22 protein-coding genes and 1 pseudogene are annotated in these 26,013 nt (G+C 68.0%); 10 read left to right on the top strand and 13 right to left on the bottom strand.

All coding sequences use genetic code 11. The features are described 5' to 3' along the window. Together AC07NS_RS22105 and AC07NS_RS22110 are read right to left on the bottom strand one after the other, a co-directional pair. Complete coding sequence (locus AC07NS_RS22105) at positions 1-2,349, bottom strand: membrane-bound PQQ-dependent dehydrogenase, glucose/quinate/shikimate family (protein WP_494606755.1); 2,349 nt, start codon at positions 2,347-2,349, stop codon at positions 1-3. A gap of 107 nt (positions 2,350-2,456) precedes the next feature. Further along, entirely contained in the window at positions 2,457-3,356 is a 900-nt protein-coding gene (locus tag AC07NS_RS22110; protein WP_494606756.1) for an SDR family oxidoreductase, read from the bottom strand. 133 nt (positions 3,357-3,489) lie between these two features. Here AC07NS_RS22110 and AC07NS_RS22115 point away from each other — a divergent pair, with 133 nt between their 5' ends. Then, positions 3,490-3,669 (top strand): DUF3008 family protein, encoded by a 180-nt coding sequence (locus tag AC07NS_RS22115; RefSeq protein ID WP_494606758.1) that lies wholly within the window; start codon positions 3,490-3,492, stop codon positions 3,667-3,669. A gap of 69 nt (positions 3,670-3,738) precedes the next feature. On the opposite strand, the gene AC07NS_RS22120 is transcribed toward AC07NS_RS22115, so the two are convergent. The 3 genes from AC07NS_RS22120 to AC07NS_RS22130 all read right to left on the bottom strand — a co-directional run bounded on the left by AC07NS_RS22120 (position 3,739) and on the right by AC07NS_RS22130 (position 6,060). After that, a complete protein-coding gene (locus AC07NS_RS22120; protein WP_494606760.1) occupies positions 3,739-4,758 on the bottom strand; it encodes a sensor histidine kinase in 1,020 nt (339 codons plus the stop codon). 653 nt (positions 4,759-5,411) lie between these two features. Continuing rightward, positions 5,412-5,537: a hypothetical protein gene (locus AC07NS_RS22125; protein WP_110117655.1), complete on the bottom strand. Its 126-nt coding sequence runs from the start codon at positions 5,535-5,537 to the stop codon at positions 5,412-5,414. A 298-nt stretch (positions 5,538-5,835) separates the two neighbouring features. Beyond that, complete coding sequence (locus AC07NS_RS22130) at positions 5,836-6,060, bottom strand: hypothetical protein (protein ID WP_494606762.1); 225 nt, start codon at positions 6,058-6,060, stop codon at positions 5,836-5,838. A 182-nt stretch (positions 6,061-6,242) separates the two neighbouring features. On the opposite strand from AC07NS_RS22130, the gene AC07NS_RS22135 reads away from it, so the two are divergent. Next, positions 6,243-6,380, top strand: coding sequence for a hypothetical protein (locus AC07NS_RS22135; protein ID WP_158285867.1), 138 nt, complete (start codon positions 6,243-6,245; stop codon positions 6,378-6,380). 70 nt (positions 6,381-6,450) lie between these two features. Next, positions 6,451-7,554, top strand: a complete 1,104-nt coding sequence (locus AC07NS_RS22140; protein ID WP_494606764.1) for a catalase family protein — start codon at positions 6,451-6,453, stop codon at positions 7,552-7,554. 46 nt (positions 7,555-7,600) lie between these two features. Here AC07NS_RS22140 and AC07NS_RS22145 read toward each other — a convergent pair whose 3' ends face one another. The 3 genes and pseudogenes from AC07NS_RS22145 to AC07NS_RS22155 all read right to left on the bottom strand — a co-directional run bounded on the left by AC07NS_RS22145 (position 7,601) and on the right by AC07NS_RS22155 (position 13,293). After that, positions 7,601-8,485, bottom strand: coding sequence for a hypothetical protein (locus AC07NS_RS22145; protein ID WP_494607039.1), 885 nt, complete (start codon positions 8,483-8,485; stop codon positions 7,601-7,603). A 187-nt stretch (positions 8,486-8,672) separates the two neighbouring features. Further along, positions 8,673-9,854: pseudogene (locus AC07NS_RS22150) on the bottom strand (molybdopterin-dependent oxidoreductase); the annotation flags it as partial. 91 nt (positions 9,855-9,945) lie between these two features. Further along, complete coding sequence (locus AC07NS_RS22155) at positions 9,946-13,293, bottom strand: DEAD/DEAH box helicase (protein ID WP_494606766.1); 3,348 nt, start codon at positions 13,291-13,293, stop codon at positions 9,946-9,948. 180 nt (positions 13,294-13,473) lie between these two features. On the opposite strand from AC07NS_RS22155, the gene AC07NS_RS22160 reads away from it, so the two are divergent. The 4 genes from AC07NS_RS22160 to AC07NS_RS22175 all read left to right on the top strand — a co-directional run bounded on the left by AC07NS_RS22160 (position 13,474) and on the right by AC07NS_RS22175 (position 18,744). Further along, the gene (locus AC07NS_RS22160) at positions 13,474-14,706 is read left to right on the top strand and encodes a DUF2252 family protein (RefSeq protein WP_494606768.1); all 1,233 of its coding nucleotides are present in this window, start codon (positions 13,474-13,476) and stop codon (positions 14,704-14,706) included. Between the two features lie 67 nt (positions 14,707-14,773). Next, a complete protein-coding gene (locus tag AC07NS_RS22165; protein ID WP_110117701.1) occupies positions 14,774-15,031 on the top strand; it encodes a GlsB/YeaQ/YmgE family stress response membrane protein in 258 nt (85 codons plus the stop codon). A gap of 154 nt (positions 15,032-15,185) precedes the next feature. After that, positions 15,186-16,700 (top strand): ATPase domain-containing protein, encoded by a 1,515-nt coding sequence (locus AC07NS_RS22170; RefSeq protein ID WP_110117700.1) that lies wholly within the window; start codon positions 15,186-15,188, stop codon positions 16,698-16,700. Between the two features lie 40 nt (positions 16,701-16,740). Continuing rightward, positions 16,741-18,744, top strand: coding sequence for a hybrid sensor histidine kinase/response regulator (locus tag AC07NS_RS22175; protein WP_494606771.1), 2,004 nt, complete (start codon positions 16,741-16,743; stop codon positions 18,742-18,744). 305 nt (positions 18,745-19,049) lie between these two features. Here the strand turns inward: AC07NS_RS22175 and AC07NS_RS22180 are convergent, their stop codons facing one another. Then, complete coding sequence (locus tag AC07NS_RS22180; protein ID WP_494606773.1) at positions 19,050-19,322, bottom strand: hypothetical protein; 273 nt, start codon at positions 19,320-19,322, stop codon at positions 19,050-19,052. Positions 19,323-19,638: 316 nt separating this feature from the next. On the opposite strand from AC07NS_RS22180, the gene AC07NS_RS22185 reads away from it, so the two are divergent. Together AC07NS_RS22185 and AC07NS_RS22190 are read left to right on the top strand one after the other, a co-directional pair. Next, on the top strand, positions 19,639-19,929 hold the full coding sequence (locus AC07NS_RS22185) for a hypothetical protein (protein WP_146217985.1): 291 nt from the start codon (positions 19,639-19,641) through the stop codon (positions 19,927-19,929). Positions 19,930-20,025: 96 nt separating this feature from the next. Then, positions 20,026-20,370 (top strand): CsbD family protein, encoded by a 345-nt coding sequence (locus tag AC07NS_RS22190; RefSeq protein ID WP_494606775.1) that lies wholly within the window; start codon positions 20,026-20,028, stop codon positions 20,368-20,370. Between the two features lie 51 nt (positions 20,371-20,421). On the opposite strand, the gene AC07NS_RS22195 is transcribed toward AC07NS_RS22190, so the two are convergent. Then, the gene (locus tag AC07NS_RS22195; protein ID WP_494606777.1) at positions 20,422-21,339 is read right to left on the bottom strand and encodes an NAD(P)/FAD-dependent oxidoreductase; all 918 of its coding nucleotides are present in this window, start codon (positions 21,337-21,339) and stop codon (positions 20,422-20,424) included. Between the two features lie 13 nt (positions 21,340-21,352). After that, a complete protein-coding gene (locus AC07NS_RS22200) occupies positions 21,353-23,554 on the bottom strand; it encodes a catalase (RefSeq protein WP_494606779.1) in 2,202 nt (733 codons plus the stop codon). 231 nt (positions 23,555-23,785) lie between these two features. Here AC07NS_RS22200 and AC07NS_RS22205 point away from each other — a divergent pair, with 231 nt between their 5' ends. After that, positions 23,786-24,691 carry a glycosyltransferase gene (locus AC07NS_RS22205; protein WP_158285985.1) on the top strand — a complete coding sequence of 302 codons (906 nt, stop codon included), beginning with the start codon at positions 23,786-23,788 and terminating at the stop codon, positions 24,689-24,691. Here the strand turns inward: AC07NS_RS22205 and AC07NS_RS22210 are convergent. Next, positions 24,688-25,269 carry an SAM-dependent methyltransferase gene (locus AC07NS_RS22210; protein ID WP_494606781.1) on the bottom strand — a complete coding sequence of 194 codons (582 nt, stop codon included), beginning with the start codon at positions 25,267-25,269 and terminating at the stop codon, positions 24,688-24,690. The two genes, AC07NS_RS22205 and AC07NS_RS22210, sit on opposite strands and share 4 nt — an antisense overlap. Next, complete coding sequence (locus tag AC07NS_RS22215) at positions 25,266-26,012, bottom strand: PIG-L deacetylase family protein (protein WP_494606783.1); 747 nt, start codon at positions 26,010-26,012, stop codon at positions 25,266-25,268. The genes AC07NS_RS22210 and AC07NS_RS22215 overlap by 4 nt, the downstream gene beginning before the upstream one ends. Between the last annotated feature and the right edge of the window lies 1 nt (position 26,013).

Here is a 26,013-nt window from a genome sequence, read left to right on the forward strand (position 1 = left end):
TCAGCCCTTGGGCAGGGCGTAGGCGATCAGGTAGTCGCCCTCGGGCGTCTCCATGAAGTGATGGCCGCCGGCCATGATCACCACATACTGGCGGCCGTCCTGCTCATAGACCATGGGATTGGCCTGGCCGCCGGCCGGCAGTACGTCGCTCCACACCGTCTTGCCGGTCTCGATGTCGATGGCGCGGAAGAGGTTGTCGGTCGCCGCTGCGATGAAGACCAGGCCGCTGGCCGTCACCGCGGAGCCGCCGTTGTTGGGCGTGCCGATGTCGACCGGCAGCATTGAGGGAACGCCGAACGGCCCATTGCGCCGCGCCGTGCCGAACGGACGGTCCCACAGCGTCGCGCCGCTCTTCAGGTCGATGGCGCGGATACCGCCGTAGGGCGGGCGCTTGCAAAGCATGCCCGTGCCCGGCATCCGCCAGCCGGCGTTGACGTCGATGGCGTAGGGAACGCCCGTCTGCGGATCGCCCGCGCCCTCGGCGCCGCCAGCCTTGGTCTTCTCGCGCGGATCACCGCGCGGGAACCAGCCCTTGGCGTCGGCCACGGCGCGCGGCACCAGTTGGTTGTAGTTGGGCATGTCGTTGTAGTTGGCGACGATCACGCCGCGGCGCGGGTCCAGCGCGATGCCGCCCCAGTCCGAGCCACCGTTATAGCCGGGATACTGGATCCAGCGGGCCTTGGCCTGCGGCGGCGTGTAGGGGCCGTCATAGATCGCGCGCTTGAACTGGATGCGGCAGATCATCTGGTCGATCGGCGACATGCCCCACATGTCCTTCTCGGTCAGACGAGGCTTGGCCAGGCTGTGATAGAGCGAGAAGGGCTGGGTCTTGGCCCGTTCGGCCGGCTCGACCCCGCCGCCGGGAACCGGGCGCTCCTCGACACCCGTCAGCGGGCGGCCGGTGCGGCGGTCGAGGATGTAGACCTCGCCCTGTTTGCTGGGCAGGATGATCGCCGGCACGGGGCCGCCCGCCGTGGGGAAGTCGACCAGCGTGCCCTGCGAGCCCAGGTCGTAGTCCCAGACGTCGTTGTGGGCGGTCTGGAACTTCCAGCGCGGCTTGCCGGTGGCCACGTCCAGCGCGACCAGGGCCGAGGACCATTCCTTCTCCGCCGGGCGGCGCAGCGAGCTGTAGTAGTCGGCGGCCGAATTGCCCATGGGCAGGTAGACGAGACCCAGGGCGTCGTCGCCGGTGGCCGTGGTCCACATGTTCGGCGTGCCAGGCGTGTAGGTGCGTCCCTGCGGCGGCAGGCCGGTGATGTCGGGCGCCATCATGTCCCAGGCAAAGCGCATCTGGCCGGTGACGGCGTCGTAGCCCTGTATGACGCCCGACGGCGCCCAGCGCTTTTGGCCGTCCAGCACCTGGTGGCCGGTGACGATGATCCCGCGCACGATGGTCGGCGCAGAGGTGATCGACACCATGCCGGGCACGACCTTGCCCATACCGATCTTGATGTCGACCTGGCCGCCTTGGCCAAAGCCCGCGCAGGGCTTTCCGCTGCGAGCGTCGACGGCGATCAGCCGGCCGTCCAGCGTGCCCTCGATGATCCGTGCGGCGCAGGCGGCGTCCGGCGCGGCGCCAGGCTGGACGAAATAGGTCACGCCCCGGCAGGCGGCGGTGTAGGGGATGGCGTCCTTGGAGACCTTCGGATCGTAGGCCCAGCGCTGCTTGCCATCGCGAGCGTCCAGCGCGAACAGCTTGTTCATCGCCGAGCAAAGATAGACGCTGTCGCCGATCTTCAGCGGCGTGGTCTCGGCCCCGAACTTCTCGGGCAGGTCACCGGTGCGGAAAGTCCAGACGCGCTCCAGCTTGTCGACATTGGCCTTGGTGATCTGGGCGGCGGCCGAGAAGCGCTGGGCGTCGTGCGAGCCGCCATAGGCGATCCAGTCGGCGCCCATCGCCGCGCCGGGTCCGGCGAGCGCCGCGGGCAGGGGCTTGGCCGGCGTCGGGCGATTGGCGACCGCGACGATCGCGCCGCCCGTCCCAACCAGCACGACGAATACCGCTAAGCCGGCCAGCATTGGCTTGCTGCCCCGCCGGGTCAGCACCGGCAGCGACAGCACGACCAGCAGCAGGATCACCAGCGGCGCGACGAGACGCGGCACGAGGGCCCAGCCGTCCAGCCCCGTCTCCCACAGCGCCCAGACCAGGGTCAGGGCGAAGACGACGAAGTAGACGGTCGCGCCGGTCTGCTTCAGCCTGGCGATCAGCACGCCGGCGGCCAACAGGCCGATCCCCGCCAGGACGTAGTAGGGCGACCCGCCAAGGACGGCGAGCCACGCTCCGCCGACGCCCAGCACCAGACCGATCAGAACTAGGAGAGCGCCCAGTAGGCGAACCATGACCGACATCGAACTCTCCACCGACGCTTGGTGCGACAACACCGGCGGGGGAAGGGACGTTCCGTGGCTTGGTCGTCAATCTCCAGGATCCTCATTGGGCCGTGGAGGAAGCGGCGTCAGGCGATGCCGGCGCCGCCGGTCACGCCATAGACCTCGCCCGTCGTGAAGCTGGCCTCCTGGGAGGCCAGCAGCACATAGACCGGCGCGATCTCGACCGGCTGGCCGGGGCGGCCGAACTGGCTGTGCTCGCCAAAGTGCTGGACCTTCTCCTGGGTCTGGCCGCCGCTAGGCTGCAGCACCGTCCAGAACGGACCTGGCGCCACCGCATTGGCCCGCACGCCGTCCTTGATCAGCTGCCTGGCCAGGGCCTTGGTGAAGGCGACGATGCCGGCCTTGCTGGTGGCGTAGTCGAGCAGGTTCTCGGACGGCTCATAGGCCTGGACCGAGGCGGTGTTGATCACCGCCGCGCCGGGGCGCAGGTGGGGCCTCGCCGCCTGGGTGATCCAGAACATGGCGTAAAGATTGGTCTTCAGCGTGTGGTCGAACTGCTCGCTGTCGATGGCGGCGATGTCGGGACGGCTGACCTGCTTGCCAGCGTTGTTGACCAGGATGTCGAGCCCGCCCAGGCCCTCGACCGCCTTGGCCACGAGCTCGCGGCAGAAGGCCTCGTCCTTGATGTCGCCGGGCAGGGCGAGCGCCTTGCGGCCTTCGGCCTCGATTAGCGCCATGACCTCGCGGGCGTCGCTCTCCTCGCTCGGCAGATAGCCGATGGCGACGTCAGCCCCCTCGCGGGCATAGGCGATGGCGGCCGCGCGGCCGATACCGGAGTCGGCGCCTGTGATCAGCGCCTTGCGGCCGATGAGCTTGCCTGAGCCACGATAGCTTTCCTCGCCGTGGTCGGGCTCGGGGTGCATCTTGGCGGCGAGGCCCGGCGCCGGCTGCGGCTGGGCCGGGAAGGGCGGCTTGGGGTACTGCTCGCGCGGATCCTGCATGCGCAGGCGATCGTCCTTGGTCATGTCAGTCTCCAGGGTGTGGGGATCAACGGGAGCGCCGGCGACGGTGTTCCGCCACCGGCGCTCGGACCGCGGGGGCGAGAACCTTGGCGGGAGCGTTGGGCGTTGTAGTGGGATAAGTCAGATGGAGACCATCATGCCCGCGAAGTCAGCCGCCCAGCAGAAGGCCGCCGGAGCCGCCTTGTCTGCCAAGCGCGGCGATACCCCCAAGAGCAAGCTCAAGGGCGCGTCCAAGTCCATGCTGTCGATGAGTGAGAACCAGCTGGAAGAGTTCGCGCACACCAAGCGCAAGGGCAAGTCCGAGCACGTGAGCTGATCTCCCCCGCCGGTCGACGGGAATATGGCCACCGAACAAGCTAGAAATGGGCCCGCTCAGCCATTCTGCTCAGCGCATGGATCCCAATGGCTCGGATGGAAATCTGATGTCGTACGCTGTGCCCGGCGGGCCGAATCGTTCGAGCTCACCATGCAGTTGCTGGACGAGCGAGCGGACCAGCCGCGTACCGCCGCCCTTGCGGCTCGACGCAGGATCAAAACCTACCCCGTCGTCGGCGACGGCCAGGTGGAGCATTCCCAGCCCGTCGCGGTCGAAGGCGACGGTGATCACGCCAGCCCTATCATCGGGGAACGCGTATTTGAGGGCGTTTTCCACAAGTTCGTTGACGATCAAGCCGATCGGCACGGCCGCCATTGAGCCGATATCGATCCTGGCGACGTCCACGCGCAAGCCTACGGGGCGAACCCCGATAACACCGTCGCGCAGGTCGTCGCAGATCGAGCAGATGTAGTCCCGCGCGCAGATGGAGGTCGCTTCATCGGAAAGGTGCAGGCGGCTGTAGAGCCTGCCCAGAACCCCGATGCGGCCGGTCGCCTCCTTTACTGCGCGCTGCGCGTCGGGATCGCTGATCTCCCTGAAGGACAGGTGCAAAAGACCATTGACCGAGGCCAGGTGGTTCTTGACCCGATGGTTGATGTCTTCGATCAGCAGCTTGTTGAAGTCGTTAGCGCGTTCCAGCGCTAGGCTTGTCTTGGCCAGGCGCTCGGCGGTTGAGCGCAAAGCCTCGACCGTCACGGCCAGGAACAGGCCGATAAGCACGTAGAGCGCCAGGGGCAGGGCGTCCTTCAGGTTCGGCAGCTCGAACGAGTGGAAGGTCGGGACGAAAAAGTACCAAGCCATACCGGCGCTCAGCAGGACGGCGAAGACCCCCGTCCCTCGGTCGAACAGCGCCGAGATCAGGATGATCGCCGGAAAGAAAAGCAGGAATGGAAACCCGCCCATATAGGGCGCGGCCGCCAAGCGAAGCGCGAAGAACAGCAGGATGATGGCGCTCGCAAGCACGTAGCGCAGCACCACCGGCGCGGCCCGTAGCGGCGCCGAGACGCGGAAGATCCATTCCAGCTTCAAAGGCGGTGATCCTTGAAACGACGTCTGACGATCAGGTTGCGCGCTCAAGGTATCAATATGCGGCTGTCGCCCAGTTGGACAGCCGATTTGGCGGATCTTGAAGCCAGGGGTTTTTGGCCTTGGCGCGAAAACCTGGAAACAGTCCATCCGTCACCGGCCGCGCCCACGGGTGGCGAAGGCAAGTCGCATGTGGGGGCGAACGTATAGCTTGGCTGCGTATCTAAGTCTCTGAAGGCGAATAGAAATCCAATTTAAGGCTAGGGCCCGGCCTTCCCGGCAGACGCCTACGTGTCTCCAGGGGGAGGTTGAGGCCGTATGTCGAAAAGGGGGCAGCGTCTTCCCTTTGTCAGACAGCAAGAGCACCATCTGACCATAAGTTTGAAAGTATCTTCGAGGCTTTCAATTATCGTAGGAGTTAACGAAAAAGATCCGCCTCGTGATAATGCAGTCAAAGAAGGTGAGGTCGTCGTAGTCTAGCGTATGTTGGAGTGAAATAGAGAATACGTAGTGCTCGTTATTGTGCAGTGCGGCGCGCCAAGCCTACGCCGCACTGCGCCGCACTACGCCAGAGCCGCCTGGGCTAGCAGAAATAGCGGGTCATGGTTGCGTGGCCGTGGCGGGGGCGTTGTGACCACACCAGGACGTCCGGGCGATCAGGACTTGGTCCCGCGCAGGGCGTCGGGATCGATCGGGCGGGGCCTGGAGTTTTGGCTCGAGGTTGAGCGCGGATCGTTGCAGCCCTTTGGCGGGGATGAGCGCGTTCCGGGATAGGTTTTCATCTGGTCGCCTTTCTTGGCGCGCCGCCATCGCGGCGGAGGATCATTTTTTTCGCGATGCGGCCGTCGCCAAAGAGGCCGACGGCGTAGCGGTGATCACCTTGGGCTTGATTGCCTTGGGTTTGCGGACTTCTCGGTTGCCTTTGGACAAGAGGCGTTCCTTTCGATGGCAATGAGGGCGCGACGAGCCGGCGGAGCAAAAGCTCCGTGAGGACGATAGCGAAGGTGATGGGCGGTCGACGCGTCGGGATCTTGGCGCTTAAGCGTCCGACGAACCGATCTGATGGCGTGACTGAGCGCCTCAAAGCGACATTAGCATGAACGCCCGGTCCTCAGGGAAATGATTGCGGCCTGGCGACGATCCTCCGGCTCCGAATAAGGGCTCCAGCACGGCTGTTTCGCCCTGCCTTTTGACGAGTCGCATCGGCCGCCGGCTGATCCACAGCAGGTCGATCTCGATGGCGGTCCAGCCGGCCGGCAACATGATGGTTCGTTCGGCCCAGCCATGCAGCGTTTCGGTTTTCACTCGGTCGTTTGAACGCCGGAGGCGCTCTGTGAGCCCCCTCGTATGGTCGAGCTTTGCCGCGAAATGACGATCAGTCTGCGCTGGACCGATTCCATGGCTGCGAACCCGCCGTGAGTTTCGCGATGACGCGATAGCGGAACTTCCGCGAGACCGAGGCCTTTCTCCGGACGAAGGAGAGCCACATGGTCGATCAGCCACGTTCGGAGCCCCAAGCTCGCCCCGCTCGCTGCTATTGGAGCCCGCTCATCGGAGTCGATCGCGCCTGGCTGGCGGCCTGCCTGGCCAGGCTGGACGAGGTTCGCCGGCCGGCCGTGGCCTAAGGGGGGCGCCGTTCGGCGGAACGCTTGCGGGTCGCCGGGGTTGGCATGGGACGCCGACCCTGGAGCCGCCATGACCCTTGACCCCGCCATTCGTCCGTTGCCCTATGAGCCGTCGATCGAGACGCCCGAAAAGGGCGAGGCCGAGACGACCCAGGGCCTGATCGACCAGATGCGCAAGATCGCCGAGATCACCTACGAGGACGGCGGCCATGCGATGCGAGCGGTGCACGCCAAGCCGCACGGTCTCGTGCAGGGCCAGTTGATCGTGCCGCAGGACCTGCCGCCGGTGCTAGCCCAAGGTCTCTTCGCCCAGGCCGGCGCCCACGACGTGGTGATGCGGTTCTCGACCTCGCCGGGCGATATCCTCGACGACAAGGTCTCCACCCCGCGCGGCCTGGCGATCAAGGTGTTCGATGTCGAAGGCGAGCGCCTGCCGGGGTCCGAGGGCGCGACGACCCAGGACTTCCTGCTGGTCAACGGCAAGGCCTTCGCCACCCCCAACGCCAAGGCCTTCCTGGCCAACGTCAAGCTGCTGGCGGCCACTACCGACAAGGCCGAGGGCCTGAAGAAGGTGCTGTCGGCGGTGCTGGGCGGTGCCGAGACCCTGGTCGAGGCGGTGGGCGGGAAGAGCGCGACCCTCAAGTCTCTGGGCGGCCATCCCAAGACCCACATCCTGGGCGAAAGCTTCTTCAGCATGGCCCCGATCCGCTTTGGCACCTATGTCGCCAAGCTCGGCGTGCGCCCGATCGCGCCGGCCCTGACGGCTCTGACCGACAAGCCGGTCGACCTGGACGGCAAGCCGGACGGCCTGCGCGAGGCGGTCGCCGAGTTCTTCGCCGGCCAGGGCGGCGAGTGGGAGGTCGTCGTCCAGCTGCGCACCAACGCCGACACCATGCCGATCGAGGACGCCCACAAGCCGTGGCCGGAGGACGAAAGCCCGTATCTGCCGGTCGCCCGTCTCGTGGTCGGCCCGCAGGCCAGCTGGGACGAGGCCCGCTCGCCTCGGATCAACGACGCGTCTGCCTTCAGCCCCTGGCACGGCTTGGCCGCCCACCAGCCGCTCGGCTCGATCATGCGCGTGCGCAAGGCCGTCTATCAGGCCTCGCAGGCGTTTCGCCTGACGCGGACCGGCTGCCCGCTGCACGAGCCGGCCGTCGTCGCCGATCTCGGCTGAGCCTACCCAGGCACGATCCGCACCGGCACGCTCTTGGAGGCCGGGGTCATGCTGCCCTGGGCGTGGTGACCCACCGGCACGAGGACATTGCATTCGGGATAGTAGGTTCCCAGGCACCCCGCGGGATGTCGTAGCCGGTGACGCGCAGGCCGCCCATCGTCCGCTCGACCCCGTCCTCGGCGACGGTGGCGAGGCCGGCGCGCTGGCCTTCGACCAGGCCCAGCGAGCGCATGTCGTCGCGGTTGACGAACAGCACGTCGCGCCCGCCGCTGACGCCCCGGAAGCGGTCCTCGTAGCCATAGACGGTGGTGTTGAACTGGTCGTTCGACCGCAGGGTCATCAGGCGGAAGATATCCGGGGCGTCCTCGAAGCCGGTGGCCGACAGGCTCGACGGCTTGAGAAAATTGGCCTTGCCGCCGGTCGCTTCGGAGAAGTTGCGCTGCCGGGCCTTGTTGGGCCGGTGGAAGCCGCCGGGTTGGTGGAAGCGTCGGTTGAAGCCCTTGAACCCGTCGGGGTAGGTCGCCTCGATGGCGTCGCGCACCAGGGCGTAGTCGGCTAGCCACCGGTCCCAGTCGAGTTTCGGATTGGGCGGCAGGGTCGCCTTGGCGATGCCGGCGACGATCGCCGGTTCGGACCGCAGGTTCGGGCTGGCAGGATCCTTGTCGCCGAACGAGGCGTGGATGCAGCTGGAGCTGTCCTCCACCGAAACGGTCTGCGGACCGCTCGCCTGATTGTCGCTTTCGACGCGGGAGAGGCACGGCAGGAGATAGGCGACCTGACCGCAGACCAGATGGCTGCGATTGAGCTTGGTGGCGATCTGCACCGTCAGTCTCTGGCGACGCCAGGCGGCCTCGACGCGAGGGCTGTCGGGAACCGCGCGCAGGAAGTTGCCGCCCAGGCTGACGAAGCCCTGGGCCTCGCCTTTTAGCACCGCCTCGCAGACCTCGACCGTGTTCCAGCCCTTCTCGCGGCGGCTCGAAGCCGTACTGCGCCTTGAGGATGTCGAGCGGCGCCAGCTCCGGCTTCTCGGTGATCCCGACCGTGCGCTGCCCCTGGACGTTCGAATGGCCGCGGACAGGGCAGGGACCGGTCCCGGGCCGGCCGACATTGCCGCGCAGCAGCAGCAGGTTGCAGACCATGTGAACGTTCTCGACGCCGAGCACGTGCTGGGTCAGCCCCATCCCGTAGACGCAGATCGCGGCGGGGGCCTTGGCATAGATGGCTGCGGCCGCTTCGATCTCGGCGCGAGGCAAGCCGCTGGCCGCCTCGATCGCGTTCCAGCCCGTGTCCCGGCAGGAGGCGGCGAAGGCCTCGAAGCCCTGGGTGTGTTCGGCGATGAAGCCGTGGTCGAGCACCGGCAAGCCGCCGCTCGCCCGGGCCGCCTCGTCGGCGGCGATCACGGCCTTGCACAGCCCGGTCAGCACCGCCAGGTCCCCGCCGGCCCGCGGCTGGTGATACTGGAGGCTGATCTTCGTTTCCTGCCCAGTGACCATCTGGAACGACTGCGGGTTCTTGAACCGCTCCAGGCCCGCTTCCTTCAGCGGATTGAAGGTGACGATCGGCACGCCGCGCCGCACCGCTTTTTGCAGATCGTGCAGCAGGCGCGGGCTGTTGGACCCGACGTTCTGGCCGAAGAAGAAGATCGCGTCCGTGGCCTCGAAATCCTCGAGCAGCACCGTGCCCACGGGCGAGCCGATGCTCTGCTTGAGGCCCACCGAGGTGGATTCGTGGCACATGTTGGAGCTGTCAGGCAGGTTCTGGCTGCCGTAGAGCCGCGCGATCAGCGCCCACATGTAGGATGTCTCCAGCGGCGCACGGCCGGAGGCGTAGAAGGTCACCTTGGTCGGATCGAGCGCCTTGAGCTCGGCGCCAATCGCCGCGAAAGCCTCGTCCCAGCCGCAGGGAACGTAGCGATCGCTGGCGGCGTCGTAGCGCATCGCGTCGGGCAGGCGGCCGGCCTGTTCGAGATCATAGTCGCTCCAGTCCAGCAGTTCCGTCAGCGTGTGGCGGGCGAAGAACTCCGGCGTGCAGCGCCGACGGGTCAGGTCCCAGGCCGTAGCCTTGGCGCCGTTCTCGCAGAATTCCGCCGGATGCGGCTTGGCGGGCTTGGGCCAGGCGCAGCTGACGCAGGCGAAGCCCTCGGTCTTGTTCTGCCGCAGCAACTGCCGCGCCGCCTCTAACGGCGGCGGCGCAGCATGCAGGGCGACCTTGGCCATGCCGGAGAGCGATCCGTAGCCGCCGGCCGGCCCCTCGTAGGGTTTGATGCGAGTCTTAGGCTTCGGCGGTGGGGAAGGGGGCATTGGCGTCCTGCGGGCTAGACTTTGGAAACAGCTTTGCGGGCCAGGCGGTTCGATGAAATCGGTGGCCCTGCCGCGACAGGGCGGGCGCGGATCAGCCGGCGAGCGCCAGTAGTAGGCGTTCGACCAGATGGCGACGCTGATCGGCGTCTTCGGAGGCGCCGGCGATCAGCAATCGGTCCTCGTCCAGCCGAGCCTGAGGCGCGATGGACGCGACGCGGGCCAGCGCGCCCTTGGCCGCTTCCGGCGACAGGGTGAAGGCCAAGCCCTTGGGACCCGCGCCGACCTGGCGGACGTCCGCCGCGCGGGCCAGGATTTGCAATCGGGCGAGGTCCAGCAGGCTGGCGGCGAGATCCGGCGTGGGCCCAAACCGGTCGTCGAGCTCCTCCTCGAAGGCGTCGATCTCGGCCAGGCTCGAAAGGCGCGCCAGGCGGGCATAGAGGTTGATCCGCGTGACCGGGTCGGGAACGTAGTCCAGCGGGATGGCCCCGGCCTGGCCCAGGTTCAGCACAGGCGTCCATTCGGCTGCCTCGACCTCGCCGCGCGCCACCCGCACCGCCCGCTCCAGCAGACGCTGATACAGGGCCGCCCCGATCATCTTGATATGTCCGGCCTGGTCGTCGCCGACCAGGTCGCCGCCGCCGCGCAGGTCCAGGTCGCGGGCGCTGATCGCCAGGCCCGAGCCCAGGCGGTCGAAGGCCTCCAGCGTCGACAGGCGCGCGCGGGTGGCCTCGGACATGTCGTCGTCCGGATCGGCCAGCAGATAGGCTATGCCCTGCACCCGCCCTCGACCGACCCGGCCGCGCAACTGGTGCAGTTGCGACAGGCCAAAGCGGTCGGGGCGCCAGACCAGCATGGTATTGGCCCGCGGCACGTCCAGCCCGCTCTCGATGATGTTGGTGGCCAGCAGCACGTCGCCGTCGCCATCGGCGAACCCGACCATCACCGCGTCGGCCTCCTCGGCCGGCAGGGCCCCGTGGGCGATGCGCATGGAAAGCTCCGGCGCCAGCTCCGCCAATCGCTCGGCCAGGGGCGCGATGTCCTCGATGCGCGGCACAACGAAGAAGCTCTGGCCGCCGCGCCGCTTCTCGCGCATCAGGGCGGTGCGCAGACTGGCCGGATCGAACGGCGCCAGGAAGGTGCGGATCGGCCGGCGGCGGGCCGGCGGACTGGCGATCAGGCTGACATCCTGGATGCCGACCATGGCCGCCTGCAGGGTACGCGGGATCGGCGTGGCGGTCAGGGTCAGCAGGTGTCCGTCCTGTGCCAGGTCGCGCAGTTGCGCCTTCAGGGCGGCCCCGAACTTCTGCTCCTCGTCGATGATCATCAGGCCCAGGTTGTCGAAAACCACCTCCTTGCCTGCCAGGGCCTGGGTGCCGATGACGATACGGACCTCACCGCTTTCCAGGCCTTGCCTGACGACGCGGGCCTCGGCCGGCGTCACCAGCCGTGAGAGGTGGGCGACGCCGATCCCCGTGCCGGTGAAACGCCGGCGGAAGGTGTCGTAGTGCTGGCGGGCCAGCACCGTGGTCGGGGCGGCGATGGCGACCTGCCGTCCGCTCAGGGCGACGGCGGCGGCGGCGCGCAGGGCGACCTCGGTCTTGCCGAAGCCGACGTCGCCGCATACCAGCCGGTCCATCGGGCGGCCGCTGGCCAGGTCGGCCAGCACCGCCTCGATGGCGGCCGACTGGTCGGGGGTCTCCGGATAGGCGAAGCGGGCGGCGAACTTGGCGTAGGCCGCCTTGGGCGGGACGATCGGTTCGCACGTCCTGGCCTGCCGCGCCTTGGCCAGGGCGACCAGTTGAAACGCGGTCTCGTCGACCTGGCGACTGACAAGCGCCCGCCGGGCTTGCCAGCCGTCGCCCTTAAGGCGGTCGAGGGTGACGGCCGAGGTCTCCGCGCCGTAGCGCCAGATGCGGCCGATCTCCTCGATCGGGGCCAGGACGCTGGCCCCGCCGTGATACTCCAGCTGCAGGGTGTCGCGGTCCAAGCCGTCGATCTCTACCGTCTTAAGGTCACGCAGCACGCCGACGCCATGGTCCTCGTGCAGCACCACGTCGCCGATCCGCAGGTCCGGCTCGCTCAGGAGATCCGTTGCGCTCGCCGCGCTTTTGGCTGCGATCCGGCCGCCGACAACGTCGCTGGCGGCGATCACCGCCAGGCCGGTGGCTGCGTCGATGAAGCCGGCGTCGAAATCGACCTCCAGGGCGACCACTTCGCCGAGGTCGGCCGCCAAGGCGGCGGCCCAGTTCGCGACAGGTTTCGGCTTGAGGTCGAGGCCCCGCACCAGCGCCTTGTCCAGCGGCCGTTGCTCGTGCTTCAGGCCAGCCAGCACCACACGGTGGTGGGCTTGGCGCTGGTCCTCGACCAGATCGCAGAAGGCCCGTCCCGGATTGCGCTGGATCGCCAGGTTCGGGATCGGCGCGACACCCGCCAAGTCGAGATCGCGCGCCTTCCAGCCCGCCAGGCCGGCGGCGAGCGCCTCGCCCAACAGGTAGAGGCCGTCGGGGGAGGGCGGCGACTGGCCGTCGATCCCGCCCAGGCTCTGCCGGGCCTCGAACGCCTCGATGACATGCAACTCGACATCCGCCAGGCGCTCGGCGGTCTTGCTGTCCAGGGAGACGCGCGCCTTGGGCAGCAAATCGAACAGGGTTTCCAGCGCGCCGTAGCGATCGGCCAGGCTGTGCTCCAGGCCTTGCGGTCGGGGCGCGACCGGTTCGTCTTGGTCGGCGTCTCCATCCGCCGCATCTGCGATCCATTCGCTGGCGGGGCCGAGCAGCAGCGCCTCGACCTGTCCCTCCGTGCGCTGGCTCAGGGGATCGTAGAGGCGGATCTCGGCGACCTGTCCGGCCTCGTCGAGAATGATCCGAACCGGGCGCGCGGCGTCGGCGGGGAAGATGTCGGTCACCTCGCCCAGGAAGGCGATCTCGCCGGGCTCGTCGATGCGGTCGTCGACGACATAGCCCGTGCGCGCGGCGAACCGGGCCAGGTCCGCCAGGTCCAGTGGCTCGCCGCAGCGCAGCGTCATGAAAGCCGCCGTAAGGACGGTTCGCGGCGGCAGTTTCTGCACCACGGCTTCGGGCGAGGCGATCAGGACGCGGGGACCGGCCGCCTTGGTCGCCAAGGCCCGCAAGGTTCGCATGCGGCGGCCCATGACGTCGCGCGACGGCGAGGCGCGGTCGTAGGGCAGGCAGTCCCACGGCGGCAGGATCAGCACCTCGATGTCGGCGGAAAGGCCCGCCAGGGCGCGTCCGATTTCCTCGGCCCGCCGCTCGCTCGAGGCGACATGAACAGCGACGCCACGCGCGGCGTCGGCCGCCAGGGCGGCGGCCACGGCCGCGGCCGGCGCTTGGCCGGTGGTCTTGGCGATCGCCCGCTCGGGACGCGCGCCGGGCGTCAGGATCTCGCCGACCGGCGGCTCGCCATCTTCGGTCCTGGGCATCGATACTCCCCCGCGCGGGCCCTTCAGATGGCCGCGCACGGAGCAAACACCGCCCGCTTGCAGGTCGTTGCACCGGCGAGACCGGGGAAACGGTCCGCGCCGGCGACCGGCGCAGGAACGCGACATCCGAACCGCCGTTGTGGTCATCCGCGCCCGACCGGGAGCGTCGAGGGGCAGGGCATGGGCGAAGCGCGATTGGACAAGAGCCTGGCGGACAAGAGCAGCAGGGCGCCGCGACCCTCCGAACGCGGACCGATCCTGACCCGCACCCGTAACCTGAAGATGGCGCGCTCGGCCCACGCCTATGTGCGCGGCAGCACCGTCAAATTCTACGAGTGGCTCGAGGCCAGCGGCGGCAAGCTGCCCAGCGGGCCGCCGGTCTGGATTTGCGGCGACTGCCATATCGGAAACATGGGGCCGCTGGCCGACGCCAAGGGCCGGGTCGATATCCAGATCCGCGATCTCGACCAGACGGTGATCGGCAATCCAGCCCACGACCTGATCCGGCTGGGCCTGTCCTTGGCCTCGGCCGCGCGCGGCTCGGACCTGCCCGGCGTAATCACCGCCCGGATGCTGGAGGGCGTGGTCGAGGGCTATGAGGCGGCCCTGGCCGAGGACTTCGAGGTCAAGTCGCGCCATCCGCCGATGATCGGCGCCGTGCTTGGCGAGGCCACCAGGCGCACCTGGAAGCATCTGGCCGCCGAACGCCTCAACGGCGTCAGGCCCGAAATTCCGATCGGCAAGCGGTTCTGGCCGGTCAGCCGCGCCGAGCGACGCGAGCTCGAAGAGTTGTGCCTCGGCCAGCCGATCCGCGACCTCGTCACTGGCCTAAAGTCTCGCGACCGCAAAAGCGAAATCCGCCTGCTCGACGCGGCCTACTGGATGAAGGGCTGCAGCTCGCTGGGGCGCCTTCGCTACGCTGTGCTGCTGGAAGTCGATGGTCGCGATGGCGGACCCGAGATCTGCTTCCTGGACCTCAAGGAAGCCGCAAAGGCCGCTGCGCCGCGCGATCCGGGCGCGGTGATGCCGCGCGACAACGCCGAGCGCATCGTCGCCGGCGCCCTGGCCTTGTCGCCGAACCTGGGTCATCGCATGGCCGCCTGCCGCCTGTTGGGCAAGTCGGTGATCGTGCGCGAGCTGATGCCGCAGGACATGAAGATCGAGCTGACGGGTCTGACGCCGGACGAGGCCATGGCCTCGGCGCGTTCGCTGGCCCGCGTGGTCGGCGACGCCCATGGCCGGCAGATGGAGCCGCAGATGCGACTGGCCTGGCTGACCGAGCTGGCCCGCAATCGTTCCGGGCTGCTGGATGCGCCGTCCTGGCTGTGGTCGAGCGTCGTCGAGCTGACGGCCGCTCACGAAGGGGCCTATCTCGAACACTGTCGGCGTCATGCCCTGGGACTGGACGCCTGACGACGGAACGATCGGACTGAGCGCGGCTTAACCCTGCACGCGATCCTCGCGTCTGAAAGGTATTCCGATGTCAATTCTCGCGTGGCTCGTGGTCGGACTGATTGCAGGCTTCCTGGCCAGCAAGGTCATCAACAAGACGGGCTCAGGCATTGTCCTGGACATCGTGCTGGGCATCGTCGGTGCGCTGGTCGGCGGCTTCGTCTTCAATTCTCTGGGCCATTCGGCCCCGACCGGCATCAATCTCTACAGCATCTTCGTCGCCTTCATCGGCGCCGTGATCGTTCTGGTCGTCTATCACCTGATCTTCCGCCGCCGCGCGCTCTAGCGCGATCGACTGAACGACGAGGCGACGGGAAACCGTCGCCTTTCCTCTTTGGGCGCTCCCGGGCGCAGACATTGCGCCACGTCCTGAAACTGAACCTTACGCCCGGTGTTTCACCGTGTATGCGCGCGGGTGGCGCGTCGTTTGCGGAGCCAGCATGTCGGAAGCCTCGGTCGAAAATCATGACGTCCGGGTCAGCACCGGCGTGCCTGGCCTGGACGACATCCTCGGCGGCGGCCTGACCCGCGATCGCATCTATCTGGTGGAGGGCACGCCGGGGTCGGGCAAGACCACCTTGGCGTTGCAGTTCCTGCTCAAGGGGCGCGAGGTCGGCGAAAGCGGGCTCTATATCACCCTGTCCGAGACCGACGCCGAACTACGCGCCGCGGCCGCCAGCCACGGCTGGTCGCTCGACGGGATCGCGTTGTTCGAACTGGTCAGCGAAGAGGGCCTTGATCCCGACAGCGAGCAGTCGGTGCTCCATCCCTCCGACGTGGAGCTTGGCGAGACGACACGCGGCGTGATGCGGCAAGTCGAGGAGACCAAGCCGATGCGGGTGGTCTTCGACAGCCTATCGGAGATGCGGCTGCTGGCCCAGAATCCGCTGCGCCACCGTCGGCAGATCCTGGCGCTGAAGCACTTCTTCGCCACGCGCAAGTGCACCGTTCTGCTGCTCGACGATCAGACCGCCGAGGACGGCGACCTCCAGCTGCACAGCATCGCCCACGGCGTCATCAGCCTTCAGCGGACGACCCAGGAGTACGGCGCCCAGCGCCGCCGCCTGGAGGTCATCAAGATGCGCGGCATCAAGTATCGCGGCGGCTTTCATGACTTCGAACTGGATACCGGCGGCATCCGGGTGTTCGAGCGCCTGGTGGCGGCCAATCACCCGGCCCATTTCGACCAGCAGATGGTCTCGACCGGGTCGCCGGGCGTAGACGCCCTGATGGGCGGCGGCCTGGCGCGCGGCACCAACACCCTGATCAGCGGACCGTCAGGCGTGGGCAAGACCACGACCTCGGTGCGTTGCGCCCTGACCGCCCTGGAGCGCGGCGAGACCGTCGCCTACTACCTGTTCGACGAAGGCCTGACGACTTTGCTGACGCGATCGAAGGCCCTGGGCATGGACTTGCGTCCGCACTTGGAGGCGGGGCGGTTGCTGATCCGCGCCATCGATCCGGCGGAGCTGTCGCCCGGCGAGTTCGCCTTCCATGTCCGCGACGCCGTCGAGCGTCAGGGCGCGTTGACCGTCGTGATCGACAGCCTCAACGCCTATCTTCAGGCCATGCCGGGACAGAAGTTCCTGCTCCTGCAGATGCACGAGCTTCTCACCTACCTGAACCAGCAGGGCGTGGTGACGCTGCTGATCCTGGGCCAGCATGGCTTCATCGGCGAGGTGCGCAGCGACATCGACCTCAGCTATCTCAGCGACGGCATCTTGCTGTTCCGCTTCTTCGAGGCGGCCGGTTCGGTGCGTACGGCGATCTCGGCGGTCAAGAGCCGCACCGCGGCTCACGAGAAGACCATCCGCGAAATCCGCCTGACAGAAGCGGGGATCGAGGTCGGCGAAGCGCTGACCGACTTCCAGGGCGTGATGACGGGCCTGCCGTCCTACGAGGGCAAGGTCGGCATGCTCGGCGAGGGACGTGGCGATCGGCGTCCGGATGGATGAACCTTTCCTGATCCTGGCGCCGCGAGGACGAGACGCGCTGGTGATCGCCGAAACCCTGGCCAATGTCGGCCACGCCTCGCAGATCTGTGCGGATCTCACGGCGCTGACGCAGGCGCTGGGGGACGAGGCCGGCGCGGCCGTGCTGACCGAGGAAGCCCTGGCCCAGGGGGCGACGGACGCCCTGACCGACTGGCTGGCCGGCCAGCCCGCCTGGTCCGACTTTCCCTTCATCGTGCTCGTCACCAAGCAGCCGGGAAAACGAACCCAGGCCGATGCTGCGCGCCTGCAGGCGATCGGCAACATCGTGCTCCTGGAGCGGCCGATCAACGCCGAGACCCTGGCCAGCGCCGCCCATTCGGCCATCCGCGCCCGCCACCGCCAATATCGGGCGCGCGATCATCTTTTCGCGCAGATGAAAGCCGAAGAGCAGCTGCGCTTCGCCCTCGAAGCGGGGCGGCTGGGCGCATGGGATCTCGATCTGGACAGTGGATCGCTGACGATGTCCGAGGCCGCGCGCGAGCACTTCGGGCGCGAGCCCGACCGTGTCCTTTCGCTCGCCGATGTGGAAGCGGCCGTGCATCCGGATGATGCGGCCTCGCGCCGAGGCGCGCTGGAGGCGTCGGTCTCGGGCGGCGAGGACTACGACGCCGAATACCGCGTCGCCTGGCCCGACGGCTCCTGGCACTGGCTGCAGGTGAGGGGGCGGCTCAATCGTCGGCGTGCTGAAGAGCCGCGCCGCCTGTCCGGGGTGACGCTGGACATCACCGCTCGCAAGACCGTCGAGGCCGAGCTGCGGCTGCTGAATGAGACGCTGGAACAGCGCATCGCCGACAGCGTCCGCGACCTCCAGATCGCCAATGAGCGACTGCTGGCCGAGATCAGCGAGCGGGAGCAGGCCCAGGCCGCGCTCGTCCAGGCCCAGAAGATGGACGCCATCGGCCAGTTGACCGGGGGCATCGCCCACGACTTCAATAACCTCCTGACCGCCATCGTCGGCAATATCGACATGATCGAGCGGCGCAGTCAGGACGCCCGGATCCAGCGCATGGCGCTCAACGCCCGCGAAGGCGTCGAGCGCGCGACCAAGCTCACCGCCCAGCTCCTGGCGTTCTCGCGCAGCCAGCAACTGGACTTGCAGCCCGTCGAGGTCGACGCCCTCATCGCCGGCATGGACGATCTCCTGACCCGAACCCTGGGCCACACGGTCGAGGTGCAGATGGCTCTGGACGCCGGAGACGCCCGGGCCAAGGCCGACGCCAACCAGCTCGAACTGGCCGTGCTCAACCTGGCCATCAACGCCCGCGACGCCATGGGCGAGGGCGGTAAGGTGACGATCTCGACCAGGCTGTCGGACGAATGGCGCGAGGGTCTCCAGCCCGGCGATCACGTCGTGGTGGCCGTCGGCGATACCGGTCACGGCATTCCGCCCGAGCTGTTGCAGAAGGTCTTCGATCCCTTCTTCACGACCAAGAGCGTCGGCAAGGGCACGGGCCTGGGCCTCAGCCAAGTCTACGGCATCGCCACCCAGTCGGGGGGCGCGGTCCGGGTCGACAGCACGGTCGGTATGGGAACCACGATCGAAATCTGGCTGCCCGTCACCGACGCGGCCGAGCGCGTGCGTCCCGGCGACCTGACGCCGGAGGAAACGCCGCTCAGCCAGGGCGAGCGCATACTGGTGATCGACGACGATCCCAGCGTTCGCCGCTTCATCGTCCAGTGCCTGCGCTCCCTCGGATACCGCGTCACCGAGGCGACCGGCGGGCAGGAGGGACTGCAGCGGCTCGCGAGCGACGCTCCGGACCTGCTGGTGGTGGACTTCGCCATGCCGGGCATGAACGGCGCGCAGGTGGCGACGCGCGCCAGGAGCGCTTTGCCGAACCTCGGCGTGCTTCTCGTCACCGGCTATGCGGACGCCGCCGCCATCCGTGATCTCGTCAATTCCGAAGCGGTTCTGCGCAAGCCGTTCAAGGTCAGCGACCTGGCGGTGGCGGTGCGCGCCGCGCTCACTGGAATGAAGTCGAAGCCGGCTCCATCCATAGGATGACGGCGAAGGCGCTCAGCGGAAGACCCCGGCACAGTCTTCGACCTTCGGATCAGCGTCGCCGGGCGGGCAAGTACTGGCCGCCCGCCGGCGTCAGTTTCCAGCCCGACCGGGTTCGTTCCGCCAAGCCTAGCGCCGTCAGGCTTTGGGCGTCGCCTATGTTGAGCTGAATCTCGGCGCCCTTGGTGCGGCGGTCCAGCTCGCGGAGCGATTGGAGCTGACCGCTCGTCAGGTTGAGCGGGCCAGGATCGATCTCATCGTCCGACCGGACCAGGCGCAGATGGGCGGGGGCCTGGGCGAGAGGCCGCCTACTCCTGCTGCCGATGTTTGGATTTGAGGGTTTCAAGAGCGGTCTCCATCTTCTGTTGTCTGTGGATCACCATCCGCAGAAGCACCGCTCGCGCGGGGCTGGTGCCGGGCTTGGCCAGTTCCTGTCGCGCGCCTTCGACGATGCGGCCGCGATGGAGATGACCCAGCCGCCAGCTTTCCATTCGGACCTCGCCAGGCGAGTACCAGATGAAGCGGCGCATCGCGGCGGCGAGGATGGGAAAGCGCTTGATGAGCCCAATCAGCGTTTTCATCCTGACGACACGCTCGGGCGAGCCGAGCCGATCTCTGGTCGTTCGGGCGCGCCCGCGCGGTCCCCGCGCTGGTGACTCGGGATCTGGGGCATGGATTGTCCTGATCGACGCTCTAGAGGCGAGCTTCGCCGTTTTCAGTCACGGCGCACGCCAGCAGCGTAATATAGAGTATGCGCCTTGGCGCTGTGAATAGATACATCAAACTCAAAAGGAAAATCCAAAGCTCAGGTTTAATTTTGTCGTCTACGGAATGTTACGATACACTTTCGGCGTAATGAGCACGCGGTCCTGCGGGTTGATCATGTTAGGCTGCGAAATGAACGAGACCGAACGTGACAGACTGGCCCGCGATCGGGCCGAGGCCTATGCGCCACCGCCTGCCGGCGGCGCTTTGATGGCCGGCGTCTGCGGGGCAGCGCTCGCCCTGCTGGGTGTCATCGTCGCGGCGCGGTTCTATGGTTGGCTCGTGCGTGATCATATCGGCTTGGCCGCGATCTTGGTTGTGGGAGGCTTCGTCGTCGTATGCGGAGGCTACCTTCGGCTGGCGCGCACGAACCGCAGGGCGCGCCGCGCCGAACGCCTCCTGATCGATCGGGAGCACCGATAGGTCTCCCTGCGCACAACCGTGAATATTCCCCGGAACGCCCACCGGGTTCGCGGATTGGTGTCTCGCCGCGTTCGGCGGCAGGCAAAGGACAGACCGATGGACGACCAATTTACAGGCGCCGCCCGCGAGGACGTCGGCCGGGTTCAGGACGCCGTCGGCGGGTTGACCGGCGACAGCGCCACCCAGATGAAGGGCAAGCTCAATCAAGCGGCAGGCGACGTCCAGCAGACCTACGGCAAGCTGAGCGAAGGCGTGCGCGACACGCTGGAGGGCGCTCTGGAGACGGTGCGCGGCGAGGTGCACGAGCGTCTCGACACCATCGAGACCTACGTGAAGGACAGGCCCCTTCCGGCCGTGGCGATCGCCGCGGTGGCCGGCATCGTGCTGGGGCTGCTCCTGCGTGGCGGCAGCAGGACCATCTATCTGCGCGATCCGCGCTAGGTCGCTGACGGGCGAGGTTCCAGGGTGCTCGTTCCTGGAGCCCCGCCCAGTTCAGCGCAGAAACGGCCCCCGCTTGGCCAGATCGTTTCGCAGGGCCGTGGCCGCGACGCCGGCCTCGCCCATGGCGTGGCTGATCTGGTCCAGGCCCAGCACCACGTCGCCGGCGGCGTAGAGGCCCTCGATGTTCGTGCGCTGATGGGCGTCCACCTTGATGCAGCCGTCTTCCGTGACCGCCGCGCCCAGGCCGCGGGCGAGATCGGAGTGAACCTCCGATCCGAGCGCGGGATAGACCGCATCGAAGCGCAGGCGTCCCCTGGAGCAGGCCAGGCTGATGCTGTCGTCCTCCAACGCGAATTCCCCCGCAGGGCCGGCGATGCGCCTGACCCCGATCTCATCGAGCCGCCGACGCTGGCTCTCGTCGAGGCTGTCGTCGGCCTCCAGCGCGATCAGCGTGACGCTGGTTGTGTAGGCGCGAAGGAACTCCGCTTCGCCAGCGGCGCGGGCGCCGCCACCGATCACCGCCACCCTCTGGTCGGTCACTTCATAGCCGTCGCAGACGGGGCAGTAGCGCAGGCGCCCCTGCGCGAGCGCCTGGGTATGCAGCGTCTCGTCAATCGGCGGCCGGCGATTGGTCACCCCGGTCGCAAGCAGGACGGCTCGGGCTCGGAACGCGCCGGTCGAGCAGCGGACGAGGAAGTCCTCGGGCGCGATCTCCAGCGCTTCGACGCGGGCCGAGATCATGCGCGCGCCGTACAGCTCGGCTTGCTCGCGCATGCGCGCCAGCAGGGCCTGGCCTGATATCCCGTCGGGAAAGCCCGCATGGTTGCGGGTCAGCGGGATCAGCGCGGCGCGGCTGTCGCCGGCGTCGACGACGACCACCGACAGCCGGAACCGCGAAAGATAGATCGCGGCGGTCAGGCCCGCGGGCCCGCCGCCGACGATCAGGCAGTCGATCCTTCCGTCACTCATGCTGGCCCATCGCTCATGCGGGATCAGCGACCAGCGGCTTGGGCGGCGGACGTACGAGAGGCTCGCGCGCCCAGACCCGGCCCGTCGAGGCCCTCGCGATGAAGTCGTCGATGCTGGCGGCGCTGAGATCGATCAGGCCTTCGTCGTCGTCCGGCCCGACGTCGGTGATCCCGCCCTTGGCGAACAGGGGACCGGCCGAAGGCAGATAGGCGATGACCTTCAGGTGGCCGTAGGCGTCGCGCAGGAAGTTGACTGCCGCCGCTTCCATCGCTAGCTGCGCGCCGCCTTCGTCGGAGGGCAGGATCGCCACCGTGTCGAACAGCACGGAGGGGCCGCCGTCGATCTTGTGGTCGGCCGGCAGCAGGGCGCCGCCGGCCGTCGTCACGCCGTAGATCGTGGGAGCGATGACCTGTAGTCGCGCGCCGGCCGCCTCGACAGCCGCCTTCAGCTTGGCCAGCAGCTTGTCGTCGCTGCCGTCGCTGACCAGGACGCCGACCTTGCGGCCCTCGAGCGTCGGCTGCGCCTTGGCGAGCAGGCTGAGCATGGGCGAGGGGGTCATGTCCTGGGCCGGTATCGGCGCCGGGGCCGGAACGATCTCGCCTGGGAAGCCAAGGCCCTCGGCCACCGACTGAGCCAGGAACTCATCAATGTGGATCAGGCGCGACAGCACGGCTTCGCGTACCCGCGGCGTCACGCACTTGCTGAGCTCGAACACCAGGGCCGCGACGATGTGGTCCTGCTCGGGCTTGGTCTGGCTGGCGAAGAACAATCGGGCCTGGGTGTAGTGGTCGGCGAAGGTCTCCGGCCGCAGGCGCAACTGCTCGCCGGATTCCGGATTGGGGAAGGTCTGGAAGCCGCGCTCAAGGGACTCGCGCGCCACGTCCTGGCCCAGGCTCGACGGCTCGTAGTTCACCTGGCCCTTCGGAACGCCCATCTGCATGTGGCCGTCGCGCTGCAGGTTGTGGAACGGGCACTTGGGCTGGTTGATCGGGATCTGGTGGAAGTTGGGCGAGCCTAGGCGCTTGAGCTGGGTGTCCTGGTAGGAGAACAACCGGCCCTGCAGCAGCGGGTCGTTGGTGAAGTCGATCCCTGGCACCACGTGCGAGGCGCAGTAGGCGACCTGCTCGGTCTCGGCGAAGAAGTTGTCGGGGTTGCGGTCAAGCACCATGCGCCCGACGACGCGCAGCGGCACGTCTTCCTCGGGGATCAGCTTGGTGGCGTCCAGCACGTCGAAGGCAAAGCCGTCGGCCTGTTCCTGGGTAAAGGTCTGCAGGCAGAACTCCCACTCGGGGAAATCCCCGCCCTCGATGGCTTCCCACAGGTCGCGGCGGTGGAAGTCCGGGTCAGCGCCGTTGATCTTCAGGGCTTCGTCCCAGACCACCGACTGCGAGCCGAGCTTGGGCCGCCAGTGGAACTTCACGAAGGTGCTCGTACCCGCCGCATTCACGAGCCGGAAGGTGTGGACGCCGAAGCCCTCCATCATCCGCAGCGAGCGCGGAATGGCCCGGTCGCTCATCGCCCACATGATCATGTGCATGCTCTCGGGCGTCAGCGAGATGAAGTCCCAGAAGGTGTCGTGGGCGGTCTGGGCCTGTGGGAACTCGCGATCGGGATCCTGCTTGGCCGCGTGGATCAGGTCGGGGAACTTGATGGCGTCCTGGATGAAGAACACCGGGATGTTGTTGCCGACGAGATCGAAGTTGCCTTTTTGGGTGTAGAACTTCACCGCGAAGCCGCGCACGTCGCGCGGCAGGTCGGCCGAGCCCTTGTTGCCGGCCACGGTCGAAAACCGCGTAAACACCGGAATGCGCTCGCCGGTCCTTTGCAGGAAGTCGGCGGCGGTGACGTCGGCGCAGGAATCCAGGCACTCGAAGAAGCCGTGCGCGGCCGAGCCGCGGGCGTGGACCACGCGCTCGGGGATGCGCTCATGGTCGAAGTGCATGATCTTTTCGCGCAGGATGAAGTCCTGCAGCAGCACGGGGCCGCGGACCCCGGCCTTCAGCGAGTTCTGGTTGTCGGCGATCGGCACGCCCTGATTGGTGGTCAGCTGCGTTTCCGGGCCGTCGGCCTGCTGGTGGGTCTCGCCGCCGGGCGCGATGAAGGTCTCGCCTTCGGTCGAGGGACCCGCGGGCCTGGGGGGAGGGGCGTTGGTCGGCGGCGTGGAGCCGGCGCGTGCGCCCGCTGTTTTGGCCTTGGTCTTAGCCGGGGTGGCCATGGGGCGTCTTTCAATTTTGAGGTGTGGCGAACTAACGTTCGCGCGGAGTCGAGGTTGCTGTCGCCAAGCCGACATAACTCCCTGAAACCACGATTTATTTTCGTGCGGGCCTCGCCTCGAACTTTCCGCTCCGTGGAGAGTTTGCACCCCGCCGCGTCTCTGTGAACGGCTTGGGAACGAGAGCAGGAACGTCATGCGCGCATCGATCATTCACCGGCTGGGAATCTCGTCTTGAAGCGCCGCGTGGCGGTGGCCGTTCCGGCGCGAAACGAGGCCGCCTGGATAGAGGTCTGCCTGACCCGCCTGCTGGCGATGGAGCGCGACGATCGGATCGCGTCGCTGCGCATCGTGGTGCTGGCCAACAACTGCATCGACGACACTGCCGAGCGCGCCCGTCGCCTGGGCGGCGACGTTGAGGTCGTCGAGATGCGGCTGGATCCTGACCAGGCTCATGCCGGCGGCGCCCGTCGCGCGGCGTTCGAGGCCGCCGCGGCCCTTCTGCACTCGCCCGAAGACCTGTTGCTGACCACCGACGCCGACACCCACGTCGCGGCGGACTGGCTGAGGCGTACGCTCGACCATGTCGACGCCGGCTACGACGCGGTAGCGGGGCTGGCGCGGCTCAAGGGCGCTGAACTGCGCGGCCTCGACCCGGCGCACCGCGCCCGGCTGGCCCTGCTGCGCCGCTACTACGCCGCTCTCGACGCCTTGCGGGCAGCGCGGAGCGACGAGGCCTGGCCGCACCACTTCTACGAAGGCGGCGCCAGTATGGCCCTGACCCTCGGCTGCTATGCCCGCATCGGCGGCGCGCCCGCCCCGCCGGTGGGCGAGGACAAGGCGCTGTTCCAGGCCGTAAGGGCGGCCGGCGGACGCGTGCGCCACCCCATCGACGTCAAGGTCTTCACCTCCTGCCGCCTAGCCGGTCGCGCCGTAGGCGGAACCTCCGACACCCTGGACCTCTGGGGGCGCCAGGCGGTCGACGAGCCGATCCACGAGGCGCCGCCGCTCAATGTCGCCCTCGGTCTTGCGACGCCGGGACCCGCCCTGACCTTCGCCGATCTTCCGGCCGAGATCGACAAGGCCCGCGCTCTGGTGCGCATCGGGCGCGAGCGGATGCTGCTGGCCGAGGCCGGCTAGGCCCAGCGCCACAGATCGAGGCGATAGTCGGCGTTGCGCTGAGCCGAATCCACAGTGACAGCGTCGCCCAGGTGCGCCCGCAGGCCTTCGACGGCCTCGTCGGCGGTCTTGGGATAATCGGTCTCGCCTAGCCAGTGGACCAACAGGATCCGTCCGCCGGAAACGCGTGCCGCCCGGAAGGCTTCGGCCGCCAGGGCCAAGTCGCCGTCGTCCCAGTAGTAGGCGACCTCCGACAGCACGATCAGGTCGAACGACCCGGGAAAGGGATCGCGCGGAACCTGCAGCAGGGCGAATTCGACATTGGCCAAGTCGGCGCAACGCTTTCGCGCCTGATCCAGAGCGGTCTCCGAAACGTCCAGCCCCAGAAGGCGGTCGCAGTGTTCGGCCAACTGCCGGGTCAGGACACCGATCGAGCAGCCGACCTCCAGCGCATGGGCGGCGCGCTCTTCACCGAGGGCGGCGAGGGTGGCCGCGTACTTGCCCTTCTCGTAGGCGCTGGTCTCGAAGCCCCAGGGGTCGGGATCGGCGGTGTAAAGGCCTTCGAAATAGCCGGGCTCCAGCGAGCGGGTTTTTCTCAACGCCTGCACTCCAGGAAGATCTCGACCGGCCGGTCGGTCAGGGCCGCCAGGTCCGGCGGCACCTGGAAGGCCTCGGCGGCGTCCTGGATCATCGGGGTCATCTGGGTCTCGTGGCAGGCCAGGGCCTTTCGGCGGCGCGTGATCTCGCCGCCGCACATCAGGCCCCAGACGCCCTTGGCGCCGTGGCGATGGGCCAGGTCCGGATCGGCCCAGCCCCAGACCAGATATTCCATCTTCACCGGCTCGCGGGTGTCGATCGAGGCGATGTAGTCCGACGCCAGAAGGTTGGCCGCGACATGGTCGCAATGCCGTTCCTCGCGCCACGGCGCCCAGACGCTCCACGGCTTGAAGCCGTCGGACCAGTCGCGCAGCTCCCGCAGCGACGCGGCGTAGGCTGTATCCTCGCGAGGGATCGGCGCGCCGTCGGGCCACCCCATGAAATGGACGTCCTCGGGCGGAACGCCCAGCACCTCCAGGGCCGCCAGCGCCTCTTGCCGCCGAACACGGGCCAGCCGCTTGGGCGGCCAGGTCGGCGAGCCCGTGTGCGAGCCGGCGCCATCGGTGAGATAGGCCACGCGGGGCTTCAGGCCCAGCTTGCTGGCTGTCGCGATCAGGCCGCCGCAGCCCAGCGTCTCGTCGTCGGGGTGCGGCGCCAGGATCAGCAACGGCGACAGGCCGTCCAGCACCGTGGCGTCGAGGTTGAAGGCCTGGTTGACCACGGCCGCCCAGGCCGACTCGCCCATC

The sequence above is a fragment of the Caulobacter sp. GW821-FHT10A10 genome, assembly GCF_059415745.1.

Bases quoted from the DNA above. Each gene is read 5' to 3' on its own strand.
- AC07NS_RS22135 (WP_158285867.1), top strand. From the start codon at position 6,243: ATGGTCGATCAGCCACGTTCGGAGCCCCAAGCTCGCCCCGCTCGCTGC.
- AC07NS_RS22105 (WP_494606755.1), bottom strand. From the start codon at position 2,349: ATGTCGGTCATGGTTCGCCTACTGGGCGCTCTCCTAGTTCTGATCGGT.
- AC07NS_RS22215 (WP_494606783.1), bottom strand. From the start codon at position 26,012: ATGGGCGAGTCGGCCTGGGCGGCCGTGGTCAACCAGGCCTTCAACCTC.
- AC07NS_RS22200 (WP_494606779.1), bottom strand. From the start codon at position 23,554: ATGGCCACCCCGGCTAAGACCAAGGCCAAAACAGCGGGCGCACGCGCC.
- AC07NS_RS22170 (WP_110117700.1), top strand. From the start codon at position 15,186: ATGTCGGAAGCCTCGGTCGAAAATCATGACGTCCGGGTCAGCACCGGC.
- AC07NS_RS22190 (WP_494606775.1), top strand. From the start codon at position 20,026: ATGGACGACCAATTTACAGGCGCCGCCCGCGAGGACGTCGGCCGGGTT.
- AC07NS_RS22160 (WP_494606768.1), top strand. From the start codon at position 13,474: ATGGGCGAAGCGCGATTGGACAAGAGCCTGGCGGACAAGAGCAGCAGG.
- AC07NS_RS22195 (WP_494606777.1), bottom strand. From the start codon at position 21,339: ATGAGTGACGGAAGGATCGACTGCCTGATCGTCGGCGGCGGGCCCGCG.
- AC07NS_RS22140 (WP_494606764.1), top strand. From the start codon at position 6,451: ATGACCCTTGACCCCGCCATTCGTCCGTTGCCCTATGAGCCGTCGATC.
- AC07NS_RS22125 (WP_110117655.1), bottom strand. From the start codon at position 5,537: ATGAAAACCTATCCCGGAACGCGCTCATCCCCGCCAAAGGGCTGCAAC.
- AC07NS_RS22115 (WP_494606758.1), top strand. From the start codon at position 3,490: ATGCCCGCGAAGTCAGCCGCCCAGCAGAAGGCCGCCGGAGCCGCCTTG.
- AC07NS_RS22180 (WP_494606773.1), bottom strand. From the start codon at position 19,322: ATGAAAACGCTGATTGGGCTCATCAAGCGCTTTCCCATCCTCGCCGCC.
- AC07NS_RS22110 (WP_494606756.1), bottom strand. From the start codon at position 3,356: ATGACCAAGGACGATCGCCTGCGCATGCAGGATCCGCGCGAGCAGTAC.
- AC07NS_RS22165 (WP_110117701.1), top strand. From the start codon at position 14,774: ATGTCAATTCTCGCGTGGCTCGTGGTCGGACTGATTGCAGGCTTCCTG.
- AC07NS_RS22155 (WP_494606766.1), bottom strand. From the start codon at position 13,293: ATGCCCAGGACCGAAGATGGCGAGCCGCCGGTCGGCGAGATCCTGACG.
- AC07NS_RS22185 (WP_146217985.1), top strand. From the start codon at position 19,639: ATGAACGAGACCGAACGTGACAGACTGGCCCGCGATCGGGCCGAGGCC.